The sequence below is a fragment of the Bartonella taylorii 8TBB genome (assembly GCF_902825155.1).
GTDB classification, from domain to species: domain Bacteria; phylum Pseudomonadota; class Alphaproteobacteria; order Rhizobiales; family Rhizobiaceae; genus Bartonella; species Bartonella taylorii_A.
The window spans coordinates 337,143-349,617 of the sequence record NZ_CADEAG010000001.1; the positions used below are offsets into that span (position 1 = coordinate 337,143).

Annotated in this window: 7 protein-coding genes; 2 read left to right on the forward strand and 5 right to left on the reverse strand. The window is 39.8% G+C overall.

The features are described 5' to 3' along the window. Positions 1 to 28: 28 nt before the first annotated feature. Positions 29 to 151 carry a hypothetical protein gene (locus tag J7R13_RS09805; RefSeq protein WP_276577406.1) on the reverse strand — a complete coding sequence of 41 codons (123 nt, stop codon included), beginning with the start codon at positions 149 to 151 and terminating at the stop codon, positions 29 to 31. Positions 152 to 318: 167 nt separating this feature from the next. On the opposite strand from J7R13_RS09805, the gene J7R13_RS01615 reads away from it, so the two are divergent. Together J7R13_RS01615 and J7R13_RS01620 are read left to right on the forward strand one after the other, a co-directional pair. Beyond that, a complete protein-coding gene (locus tag J7R13_RS01615) occupies positions 319 to 1,980 on the forward strand; it encodes a lysine--tRNA ligase (protein WP_208437165.1) in 1,662 nt (553 codons plus the stop codon). After that, positions 1,980 to 3,557 (forward strand): peptide chain release factor 3, encoded by a 1,578-nt coding sequence (locus tag J7R13_RS01620; protein ID WP_208437166.1) that lies wholly within the window; start codon positions 1,980 to 1,982, stop codon positions 3,555 to 3,557. The genes J7R13_RS01615 and J7R13_RS01620 overlap by 1 nt, the downstream gene beginning before the upstream one ends. 101 nt (positions 3,558 to 3,658) lie before the next feature. Here the strand turns inward: J7R13_RS01620 and trxA are convergent, their stop codons facing one another. The 4 genes from trxA to tsaE form a co-directional block, all read right to left on the reverse strand. Next, entirely contained in the window at positions 3,659 to 3,982 is a 324-nt protein-coding gene (gene trxA / locus J7R13_RS01625; protein WP_208437167.1) for a thioredoxin, read from the reverse strand. Positions 3,983 to 4,075: 93 nt separating this feature from the next. Beyond that, positions 4,076 to 7,552: a double-strand break repair helicase AddA gene (addA, locus tag J7R13_RS01630; RefSeq protein ID WP_208437168.1), complete on the reverse strand. Its 3,477-nt coding sequence runs from the start codon at positions 7,550 to 7,552 to the stop codon at positions 4,076 to 4,078. Further along, positions 7,549 to 10,671 (reverse strand): double-strand break repair protein AddB, encoded by a 3,123-nt coding sequence (addB, locus tag J7R13_RS01635; RefSeq protein WP_208437169.1) that lies wholly within the window; start codon positions 10,669 to 10,671, stop codon positions 7,549 to 7,551. Before addB ends, addA begins: the two co-directional genes overlap by 4 nt. Positions 10,672 to 10,949: 278 nt before the next feature. After that, positions 10,950 to 12,440, reverse strand: a complete 1,491-nt coding sequence (gene tsaE / locus J7R13_RS01640) for a tRNA (adenosine(37)-N6)-threonylcarbamoyltransferase complex ATPase subunit type 1 TsaE (protein ID WP_208437170.1) — start codon at positions 12,438 to 12,440, stop codon at positions 10,950 to 10,952. Positions 12,441 to 12,475: the final 35 nt, after the last annotated feature.

Genomic DNA, 12,475 nt, shown 5'->3' on the forward strand with positions numbered 1-12,475 from the left:
TCTTTGATTGATTTTGGTCGCAGATAGATTATTTATCAATTTTGAGTTCAATGCTAGAGGTTTTGCTTTCTTGCCGATAGGTGTAATAAGAAAAACCTATAAGAAGAACGATTAAAGCGCCGATAATCAAAACAAGTAAATTGCGATTCATAATATTCACACTTTTATTGACATAAAATATAAGCAAAACAATAGGGCGGATGCTGATTATGGCAAGAGTATGATAAGAGTTTATGCCTTTTCACTTGCTATTATTGACGAATAAATTCAAGAACCATACACCATATCGTGAAAGAGTTTAATTTTTAGGATAAAGAAATGATGCGTGATCAGTGTGATGCCCTTAGCCTTACGCCAGAATTAAAAGATGCGGCTGTTCAATCGAGAGCTTGGCCATTTGAAGAAGCACGTAAGATTATAAAGCGGTATGAAAAAACAGGTTATCCAGAGAGTGTAATATTTGAAACTGGTTATGGACCTTCTGGTTTACCGCATATTGGAACCTTTGGGGAGGTAGCACGTACAACCATGGTGCGTCATGCTTTCCATATTCTCACGGAGAATAAAGTTAAAACAAAACTGCTTTGTTTTTCTGATGATATGGATGGTTTGCGCAAAGTACCTGATAATGTACCTGATCGCGAAAAGATGGAAAGTTATCTTGGTCAACCGCTCAGTCGTGTACCAGATCCTTTTGGCGATAGTTACCCTTCTTTTGGAGTAGCAAATAACGCACGTTTGCGCGCTTTTCTTGATCGTTTTAGTTTTGACTATGAATTTGCAAGTGCCACGGACTATTATAACTCCGGTCGTTTTGATGAAACACTTTTAAAAATACTTATCTGTTACGACAAGGTAATGGCAATTATCCTACCAACATTGGGTGAAGAACGGCGGGCTACCTATTCTCTCTTTTTACCTATTTCTCCTTTTTCTGGAAAAGTATTACAAGTGCCAATGATTGCTCGTAATATTGAAAAAGGAACAGTTACCTATATTGAACCTGAAACCGGAGAAACCATTGAAACGGAGGTCACAGGTGGCAAGGTTAAATGCCAGTGGAAGGTGGACTGGGCGATGCGCTGGAAAGCACTCGGAGTTGATTATGAGATGGCGGGTAAAGATCTTATTGATTCTACTAATCTTTCCTCTAAAATTTGCAAAATACTTGGTGGAAATCCGCCAGAAGGATTTAATTATGAGCTCTTTTTGGATGATAAGGGGCAGAAAATTTCCAAGTCCAAGGGAAATGGTTTAACCATTGATGAGTGGTTAACTTATGCACCAACGGAAAGTTTAGGGCTTTACATGTTTTCAAAGCCTAAAACAGCAAAACGACTTTATTTTGATGTTATTCCAAAAGCCGTTGATGAGTATTATGCGCATCTTTCAGCCTATGGTCGTCAAAGTTGGCAAGAGCGGCTTAATAATCCCGTATGGCATATCCATAATGGTTGCCCTCCGCAGGTTGATTTGCCTGTATCCTTTGCGATGCTCTTAAATTTGGTTAGTGCTTCAAATGCGGAGAATAAAGAGGTTCTTTGGGGTTTTATTTCTCGCTATGCTAAAGGAGCTAATGCGAAAGTTTATCCAGAACTTGATCAGTTGGTACAATTTGCCATTAAATATTTTGATGTCTTTGTCAAACCAAACAAAAAGTTTCGAACACCAGATAACGATGAACGCATAACATTAGAGCAAATCGATGCAAAATTAGCTAGTTTGCCGGAAAATGTTGATGGAAACATTCTTCAAAATGCGCTTCTGGATGTTGCACGTTTAACGGAGCGTTATCAAGACCATAACAAAAAAAGCCCTGAAGGAGGTCCAGGTGTTTCAAATATCTTTTTTCAAATGCTCTATGAAGTCCTTTTAGGGCAAGAACGAGGACCACGATTAGGATCATTTATTGCACTGTATGGGATTAATGAAATGCGGGCACTGATTGCTGAAGCGCTTGCACGGTCGACGGGGGAATAATGGAACAGAGAGCGCAGGAGATAAAACGGCGGCGTACATTTGCGATTATTGCTCACCCTGATGCGGGCAAGACAACACTAACAGAAAAACTTTTATTGTTTGGTGGAGCGATTCAACTTGCTGGTGAAGTAAAGGCGAAAAAAGATCGTATCCAAACCCGTTCCGATTGGATGAATATTGAACGCGATCGTGGTATTTCTGTTGTGACCTCAGTCATGACATTTGAATATCAAGACCATATCTTTAATTTATTAGATACTCCAGGTCATGAGGACTTTGCCGATGATACGTACCGTACTCTCACGGCAGTTGATAGTGCTATTATGGTGCTGGATGGTGCACGCGGAATTGAACCGAGAACACTGAAATTGTTTGAAGTGTGTCGGATGCGGGATATTCCTATTATTACTTTTGTCAATAAAATGGATCGTGAGGCGCGCGACCCTATAGAACTTTTAGATGAAATTGAAGAGAAACTTGCGCTTGATACCGCGCCAATAACATGGCCCATTGGTATAGGTAAAGATTTTGTTGGAACATTTGACCTTCATCATGACCGTTTTCGAAAAAAAGATGATGAGGTTACGCAACAGACGGTTTCTGGACCTGACGAAGTTGCAAAGTTGCTTCCTGAAAATCAACGCTTGTCTTTTATCGAAGGAGTAGACCTTGCGCGAAGTGCTTGCAAAAATTTTGATCTGCAAGCTTTCCGTGAAGGACATATGACACCGGTTTATTTCGGTTCGGCTTTAAGAAATTTTGGTGTTCGTGATTTGATCAATGCGTTTATTGATTTTGGTCCAAGTCCTCGTAATCAGTTAGCAGATCAACGCAATGTCATAGCGATGGAACCAAGAATGACAGGGTTTGTCTTTAAAATTCAGGCTAATATGGACCCACATCATCGTGATCGTATTGCATTTTTGCGGGTGTGTTCAGGAACGCTTGAGCGTGGTATGAAGACAAAGCTGGTACGGACTGGAAAGTCAATGACACTTTCAGCACCGCAATTTTTCTTTGCCCGCTCGCGTCAAATTGCTGATCAAGCTTATGCCGGTGATATAGTTGGTCTTCCAAACCATGGAACGCTGCGAATTGGTGATACTTTGACTGAAGGTGAAGAGATTCTTTTTAAAGGTGTACCCAATTTTGCACCGGAAATTTTACGTCGTGTTTGTTTGGGTGATCCGATGAAAGCAAAAAAGCTCAAAGAAGCTTTACAGCAAATGGCTGAAGAAGGTGTCGTGCAATTATTTATTCCTGATGATGGGTCACCTGCTCTTGTTGGGGTCATTGGTGCATTACAAATTGATGTTTTAACGGAGCGACTTAAGGTGGAATATTCTTTACCGGTGAGTTTTGAATCAGCACGTTTTAATGTATGTCGTTGGATTTCAGCAGAGACAAAAGATGATCTGCAAAAATTTCTTACCAATCACCGCTCTGCGATTGCGCATGATTTGGATGGTGATCCAGTTTTTTTGGCAGAAAATCATTTTTCATTGAATTATGAAGCAGAGCGGGCTCCAAAAATAAAATTTGCAACTTTTAAAGATTATCAAATACGCTCTGAATAAACAAAAGCTTCTGTTATGATAAAAGAAGTTATTTTTTTACAAATCAGCACAAAGGAGAGATAAAATCTCTCTCCTTTGGGAAAAAGTTACTATAAATGGACTTAACGAAGCCCCTCTTTGATCCATTCAGAAACACGCCCTTTAGAAGCAGCACCAACCATATTCGATGAGACATTTCCATTTTTGAACATCAATAGAGTAGGAATCGATCGTACTCCGTATTGGGTCGCCAATTCTGGATTTTCATCAATATTTATTTTGGCAATTTTGATCTGATCTTGCATCTCTGTTGAAATTTCATCCAAAATCGGAGCAATCATTTTGCAGGGACCACACCATTCTGCCCAAAAATCAACCACAACAGGGATGGAAGAGGTGAGAACTTCACTTTCAAAATTGCTCTTATCAATTTTTATACAGCTCATTATTTTATCCTTTATATCCATTTCTATAGATTGGTATAATGGCACTTCATATCAAGTTATTGCAAAGATAAATTATAAGAGAAGTTCTTTAGCTTATAAGGCAATTTCATCAAGAAGTGCATCGAGTTTTTCCGGAGAGAGTTTGAAAATTTTTGCTTCTTTACTGTAAACAAGAAGAGCTTGGATTTCTTTATCAAGATGAATAGCTTGCAGCAATTTTCGGTAAAGAGCCATTTGTAGTAAATAATGTGGGGCGATAGCAGCTTCGTTTTCTGGTGGGATTCCTGTTTTAAAATCAGCAAAGATAATGCTATTTTTTGTGATGCATAGGCGGTCAATTTGACCAGAAATTGCCTGTTCTTTTCCACGGATTTTGACAGTGCCCATTAAGGACACTTCAGCATGTGAATGGCCAGAAAAGAGGGGCTTGAGATACGAATGATTTAAAATTTTCCAAACATGACAAAGTGCTTTTTCTTTTTGGGACTCCTGCCAATGAGAGGCTTTGGTGTTGAGATAGTGTTGGGCATAATCTCGACGTTTTTCGGGAGGGCAATTGGGCAAATATTGCAACAATCGGTGAACAATATTACCATATTCAATGAAAAAAGCTCTGTTGGTATTTGTTTCTCCTAAGACAGGCGAGATGCTAAGATATTTTGAATTGGGAGAAATCTCGGTATCAGCCTCAATGGAAAGACTAGCAACAGATGGCCTCAGCGGTTTTGGTAACACCGGTTCTGCTGGTACTTTATGGGAGAAAAAATCTGGTAGAGGTGGAAGTGCTTGGCACTCAGCACAAGAGACTTCTTGGTTTATTGGGGCAGAAGAAGAATCTGTGATGCAATAACGCCAAGCTGCAATATCTTCTGCAGGACCTTTGATGGAAACTGCATGCGGTTTGAGAGCTTTCTTTACCAATTGTAGCCACGTATGAGGGGTGTTTCTCTCACTACTATACCCGCAAACAAACAACCGATCTTCCGCGCGTGTCATTCCTACATAGAGAAGGCGCCTATATTCCTCTTCTGCACGCTGTTTTAAGCGCGAGATTGCCTGTTTAGAGGGCATTGTATCAAATTCTGCATTAGGACGCCAGATAAAAGCTTGTTGGTCGCTTAAATGTGCTTTGTTCAAGGGAACTTTAAGCAAGTGAGGTGCATGCTGGGGATGCCAGATTGCACTACCAGGATCAACAAGAAACACAACGGCAGCTTCCAGTCCTTTTGCAGCATGAACAGTCATGATACGAATTTCTTCATGGTTTTGGTCAAACTCACGTTTAATTTCTGGTTCACTTATACTTAATGTTTCCAAAAAAGCTTGTAATCCTGGTAAACCCGTTTTTTGAATCGTAAGTGTGTAATCCATAAAAGCATCAAGTACATCATTTGCTTCCGATCCTAAGCGCGCTAGAATCTTTTGTCGTCCCTTATCATTATTTAAGATATGGCTATAGAATTCGAAAACTGGTATTTTATCCACTAAAGTACGATATTTACTCAAGTTTTCAAAAGCATCTTTAAAAGGGAAATGCGATGATGATTGCATACAAAGGCTTTGCCAAAGGGAACCTGTACGGTGAGCGGCAAGTTGATAAAGTTCCTCTTCGCTAAGTGCAAAGAGTGGACTTTTTAAAACACAAGCAAGAGATAAATCATCTTGTGGTTGTAAAACAAAACGTCCAAGTGCCATTAAATCACGCACACTCATATGTTTTGTAAGCTGTAAACGGTCAGCACCAGCGACAGGTACATTGCGTTGTTTAAGAGCACGAGAAAGCGCTAAGGCAAATTGATCACGTTTACGAACCAAGACCATAATATCACTTGCACGCAATAAACGCCCCTTTGCTGGAAGCATTTCTCCATTGTGTAACCAGCCTGCAATAGTTTCAGCAATTTTTTCTGCTAAACGTACTGCGGGTGTGTCTAACTGATCAACAGTTGCATGCCAATCATCAGGAAATTCGTTTGTTTCTTTGGAAATGGCATCCCATAGAATAACTTCACCTGGGCTATGAACACGAATAGCTTCATGTACCGTTTTTGTATTTTCTGCTGAAAGCCCTTTATAATTTTCTGGTGTTTCAAAGACAAGATCAACGCTTTTAAGAACATCGGGTGTGGAGCGAAAAGAATAATTTAGTTGTATTTTTTCAAATTTCTGCTTCGCTTGTTCTGCTTTTTTTTGAATAATTTTGCCATTTGCAGCAAAATTTTCTGGAGCAGCGCCCTGAAAAGAATAGATAGATTGTTTTTCATCTCCAACAGCAAAAAGAGTACGTATGTTTGTGCGTTGACTATAACCTGTGAAAAATTCTTGTGCCAAAAATTGAATAATTTGCCATTGCTCAGGGTTGGTATCTTGTGCTTCATCAAGCAGAATATGATCAAGTCCATTATCAAGTTTATAGTGCACCCATTGGCTTGCACCTTTACGCTGTAACAAATGGAGCGTGCGTTCAATGAGATCATCAAAATCTAAGAAACCATTGGCTTTTTTTAAATTCGCATAGATTTTGAGATACATGGCACAAAGCTGAAAAGCAGCCATATTGAGTGTAACGATTTTTAAGCATTGATATTTTTCTAAAAGAACAGAAAGTTTGTTTTGTTTATCTTCAAGCATTTGTTGAATAAAGGGCCAAATTTCATCTGATTTTTTACAAGATAAACGTGAAAAACTACGGGGCTTTCCTGTTGTGGTAAAATAGATATCGGAAATAAAGTTGATAATGGTTGTTTCATCACGAGCTTTCGCTAATTGAGAAAATTTCGCGATCATATCCTTGAGGTGTTGGTTGCCGTAAGTTTGGCAATGTGTAAAAGCATAAAGAGGCAGGCAAGCAGTCTGTTGAATTTTTTCCAACAACCGTTGGTTTGTTTCATCGGGTGCTAAATTAAACAGCGCACGCAATTTTTCTTCTCCATTTTCAGAGAGAAGAGAAGACAAGAAACCAGACAGTTTATGTTGCTTTTCAGTTGTTTCATACAGCAATTGGTTAAAAGTGTGTTCACTGATAATCTTAAGCAGCTGTTTCAAAGTGGGCTGTGCATCATTATGCTTTAAAAGTTGGCTGCGGGCTTCTTGTAGTAATTTTTTGCGGTTGACATCATCTATGAGTTCGAAATGTCCAGCAATATTGGCTTCTAGCATAAATTGATGCAAAAGAGATTCGCAAAATGCATGAATAGTTTGTATTTTCAAGCCACCAGGTGTTTCTAGGGCACGAGCAAAGAGTTGGCGTGCATAAGTTATTTTTGTTGCATTGATAGGTTTGTTTTCAAGTTGCGATAAGATTTCTTTAAGCTGTGCATCATCGAGCTCATTCCAGCTGGAGAGTGTACGAAAAATCCGCGATTGCATAACAGCGGCGGCGGCTCTCGTATAAGTAAGGCATAAAATACGTGCTGGAGGAGTACCGTTTAAAAGCAAACGAATAACGCGTTCGGTTAGAACATGGGTCTTTCCAGAGCCTGCATTTGCAGAAACCCATACATTTGTTTTTGGGTGTGTTGCCGTTGCTTGTGCATCAAGGGCTGCTTCTGGAATAGAAAAAAAAGTCATGACTGATCTCCTCTATGAAATCCAGTTGACCATTCCCATAAGCGTGCCAGATGATCATAGTCACTTTCATATTGTTTTATCATGGGGACTGCGTGCGAAAGATAGCCTTGTCGTGGATTTTTATAATACTCCATTAATGCGATAAGATGTTCCCATGCTTTTTCACCGAGACTAATGACATTTTGGTGCTCTTTTTCCCCTTTCTTTGAAAGAATTGATTTAGGAGTAATTTCACCTTTTCCATTGAGGGGAATGTAAAATAAATTTGAGGGGATAAGATTTTGAAAATCTGTAAAGGCTCCTTTCATTAACAAAGCTGTTTCCAGTGCTAATTGTGGAAATAATAAATCACGAACTTGTTTTGATGAGGGAGGCGTACTGGTTTTAAAATCGATAATTTCAACCGTTTTGTTTGCTAATACATCAATACGATCAGCACGTCCTGAAAGAGTTACCCCTGTTGTACCTATGGGTATTTTTTCGGATACTACTTCGGTATGTCGTTCTCGAGGCCCTAGACTTTGTTCCCATTGAAGAATGAAAGGAGCAAGATTTTCAAAATTTGTCCACCAGATTGTTTCAATATCGGCAGGTAAATTGCACTTATCAAATTCTTGTCGTCCAAGTGTGAGGAGTATATCTAATGCATTTGCGGCATTTGGATTTTTTACTTGTGTTCCAAAAGCAGCAAGAATAGCATGATAAAGCGTTCCACGTTCAGCCGCGCAAGGGTCATGGATGAGTGCTTTAAGTGGTTTGAGACGCAAGATTTTTTTGGCATAAATGGCATAAGGATCATACCTCAACGTTTCTATTTCAGTGATCGAAAAATGGCGAGGGCGCATATCAAGGGGCGGTATTGGGCAAGGGCGTTTTGCACAGACAGCCATGTTTGTATTGTCAAGCATTTTTGCCCAATGGAGCACCCTTTCACCTCGTGCACGGATTTGTTTCCAGACCTGTTTTCCTACGACAGTTTCTAAACGTTGTAGCCAGCGTGAAGGGAGTGAAGGAACATGATTAACCCGTAGTGCTCGGCTCATCACTACTTTATTCATTCCCATAGCCCATTGAAAATCATGTGCAGAAAGACCAATACGCTGTTCTGGCGGTTCAAGAGTTAACATCATTTTCATCGGCCGCGATAAAAAAGCATCATTACGGGTTGTGATAGGCCATGATCCTTCATTGAGACCACCGATGACCACTGTATCAACTGTTTGCAGACGTGATTCCAAAGTGCCCCAGATGAATAAGCGTGGATGTCCTCCAGGGGAAGGTGTGACCGAGCGGGTTGCTATAAGCGCTGAAAACATAGCGGGCCATTCGCAAAGACGAAATTTTAGCCCTGATTGATCATTCACCAATTCACGCAAAAAAATTGATAATGCTTGTCCCGCTTCATGTTGATAAAGATGGGCAAGGGAATCGTTTTCATCACGCCCAAAATTTTCAAAAACTTCAACAGTAGCTATTGCGGCTTCATTTATGCTGCATTCCTCTTCCTGTTCCATGAGAGACGCTAAAGGTTCAACAGCTTTGACCAAAAGCTGACAAAGCAGATGTGCTTCTTCACACTTTTGTTGATCAAGGATGCAGTTATCAGAAGTATTCTGGGAATGTGTTTTCATCCATTTTTCAAGAAAGTGGTCACATTTGCAAAGATGAATACGGCCAGTGCTGCCTCGAAGAATAAAGAGTTCAAAATTTTCTGCCATTTCGCGTAAGCGATGACGGCTTTGTTTGAGTGTTGTAAGTGGATGTTTGAGAAGGGAAAGAAAAGCAATTGGATCACTAGGCTGAAACACATTTTCTAAAATAAGCCGTAACAAAGTTGAAGGCAGTGTTTGTGCTAATGGTATTCCTCCTGAATCATTTGCTTCAATTCCAAATCGCTGTAATTCAACGGAGACACGACGTGCTAAATTACGATCATTTGTAATAAGAGCTGCGGTTTTTTGAGGTTCTTCAATAGCATTGCGTAAGGCAACAGCAATAGCAATAGCTTCTTCGCGCTCGTTTATAGTTTCAATGAATGACCAATCTGCACAAAGATTTTCATAATCATCGCGGACAATTTGTACCCATCGATCTGTTGTAGAGGCTGGTCGGAGGGCTTCTGATAAAAGAGCTGTACGCCTTTTCTTTATTGCACTTTGTTGACCAATTTCGCGAACATGAATGCGATGACATTTCATGAGAGAGAGAAGTTTTTTTAAATGATATTGAGGATGGCTAAAAGCATTTGTTGCATGATTGAAAAAATCACAAGTTGTTTTTTCTTCATTAATTGTACCTAATGCTTCCCATTGTGCTTCATCCATGTGCAGATCAAGTCCGGGAAGAACAACAGCTCCTTTTGGCAGAGAGGCAATTACCTTTAAAAGATGAGAAACGGCAGGAATGGACCCTGAAACACCAGCTGCAAGTATAGGTTTATTAGGTTGTGTGTGGTGTAAAGTCTCGGCGTGTATTTTGAGTGCTTGATTGCGCCATTCAGCTGGATTACTTTGTTGTCTTTCTTGTAAGATTTGCGGCCAGCTTTGTGTAACAATATTGAGAAAATCGAGTGTTATTTGCCACCATTCAGCTACCATATCAGGAGCAATGTCTTTAAGTTTTGACCAATCGGCTGATTCTGTTTCAATTTCATCCATCAAATGTGCTAAATCTTGAGCAAGCCAAATTGCATCGGCAGTATGAGCAGGAATAAGCACGTCTTCTGTACCAAACATAGCACGCAAATGAGCAGGTAAATTTTCACGCCAAGAACGAATAAGGCGTGCTAAAAGTAGAAGGCGTTCAGTTTCTCCAATCGGAGAATTTAAGGTAAAGGTACAGTTTTCAACAAAAAAGAAACTGTCTTCATCCAGATCTCCTAGAGCGCGTATAGTTGGCAAGAAAGTTGATTTTGTAGCGCTTTTTTCAACAAAGGCTGTACGTAAAGCGCGAGCAGCACGGCGTGTTGGTACGTAAATAAGAGTATCAGCAAGAGCAGTCTGAATATCTCCATTTGGTGCAAAGCTATCAATGAGAACACCAGAGAGTAGTGCATCAACAAAATGTGGTAAAAAAGCAGTTCCTGAAGAAATAGAAAAAACATGCGGTTTATAAGTCATATGCTCTCATTTTTGATAGTAAATATCCCATTTTATTGATTTTTTCATTGTTCCTACTGTATACAATTTTCACGCAGGGAAAAACGAAAAAGCGACATCTGTGCAGCAGATTTTTTTATGTGTATTAGGCAGTAGTCTAGCAGATAATATCCGTTAATTCTCATCAAAGGCTTGGGGAAAGAGAATGATCGCGGGCATATACTTATCTTCGCGTTCTCTAGAAAAAGTAGATTGCTTGAATGAAGAGTATGTTGCAAAGGCTAACGTGTGAATTTCTATTATGCTTCTAAAAGGAGTCCTAATTTTTGATAAAAACTTTGTAAAGGTGCAAGCATTGGGTGCGAGAGATTGCGGGCAAGATAATCCTGTACATGAGGTAGATATTTGAGATAAGATGATTTTTCATCTCGTTCGTGAAGACGGACAAAAATTCCTAAAACTTTCGAAGCTCGTTGGGCGCCTGCAAATGCGTAAAGCCTACGTAATTCATCTTCATTAAAAGGTCGTTGTGCTTGATGACGCGCATGACAATAGGCATCAAGAATTTTCTCTTCGAGTGTTGGTGGAATAAACAGACGTGCATCTTGTGCTAAAGAGACAAGATCATAGGCTGTTGGACCGATTAAGCCATCTTGAAAATCAATGAGACCAATGCGGGAAAATCCCTCTTTATCTGTGCGCCAAAGAATATTAGGGGAATGGTAATCACGCATGACAAAGGTGTTTTCTCCTTTGGTGAGGCTAACGAGATAGGGTTGCCAACACGCAAAAAAGGCTTCACGCTGTTCTTGATCCAAGGTTTTTTGTGTTTGGAAGGGCAAATACCAGTCTAGCAATAAGGAGAGTTCTGCTTGAAGCGCTTGGCAATCATAGGAAGGAATTTGAAGAGAAAATGTTGCAAATTGCTTTTCAGAAGGCCATGACTTTTGGTGAAAGGTAGCCAGTAATTCACTACAGGCGATATAACGTTCTTCCAAAGGATTGCCAGTTTGATCTAAAATTCCTTCACGCCCGAAATCTTCTAGAATCAAAAGACCTTTTTCAGAATCTTCAACAAAGATATGGGGAGCAGAAAAGCCATTGTCCAAAATGAGCTGATTAATTCCTATAAATTGACGGATATTTTTTGCAAGGCGTGTCATTGTTACGTAAGAGAGATCTGTGTTTTGTTTCATCTGCATGGTTGGTGCATTCATAAGAACTTCTTGATAGTTTCCATCATCCAAAAGTTCATAGGTGCGAGCAGAGGCATCTCCAGCTAAAAAACGACGATGAACATGACCACGGTTATGGGTTTTTAAAAATGTGCGGATTGCAAAAGATCGCTGTAGACGCTCAATAGAATGTTGTGCTGATTTAAGAATCACACGACGCCCAGAGCCTTCATGCTGTAAAGTAATTACAAAGGTAGCAGGTCCTAAAATATCAGCCCCTTTTTCTGGCCATTCAATGAGCAAAATGCTTTGCTCACGTTCTTCATGAAGTCCTAATTCATCAATTTCTTCTTCTATAGAAAGACGATAAAGATCAACATGAAGAACATCAAATTGTGGAAGCTTATAGCTTTGAGCGAGAGTGAAAGTAGGACTTGGAACATCTAGAGTACTGTCATTGGCAAGTGTGTGGATGATTGTCCGTGCGATGGTTGATTTTCCTGTTCCAAGATCGCCTTGCAGCGTTACAATATCACCTAGCTTTAAAGCGAGGGCTAAATCTTGCGCAAAAAGCTTTGTTGCTTCTTCATTTTCAAGAAAAAAATTAAAAGGCATTACAAGTTCCGTAAAATGAATGAGAAAAAATTGTG

Excerpts from the sequence above, each read along its gene's own strand:
- tsaE (WP_208437170.1), bottom strand. The coding sequence starts at position 12,440 with ATGCCTTTTAATTTTTTTCTTGAAAATGAAGAAGCAACAAAGCTTTTT.
- addA (WP_208437168.1), bottom strand. The coding sequence starts at position 7,552 with ATGACTTTTTTTTCTATTCCAGAAGCAGCCCTTGATGCACAAGCAACG.
- J7R13_RS09805 (WP_276577406.1), bottom strand. The coding sequence starts at position 151 with ATGAATCGCAATTTACTTGTTTTGATTATCGGCGCTTTAATCGTTCTT.
- addB (WP_208437169.1), bottom strand. The coding sequence starts at position 10,671 with ATGACTTATAAACCGCATGTTTTTTCTATTTCTTCAGGAACTGCTTTT.
- trxA (WP_208437167.1), bottom strand. The coding sequence starts at position 3,982 with ATGAGCTGTATAAAAATTGATAAGAGCAATTTTGAAAGTGAAGTTCTC.
- J7R13_RS01620 (WP_208437166.1), top strand. The coding sequence starts at position 1,980 with ATGGAACAGAGAGCGCAGGAGATAAAACGGCGGCGTACATTTGCGATT.
- J7R13_RS01615 (WP_208437165.1), top strand. The coding sequence starts at position 319 with ATGATGCGTGATCAGTGTGATGCCCTTAGCCTTACGCCAGAATTAAAA.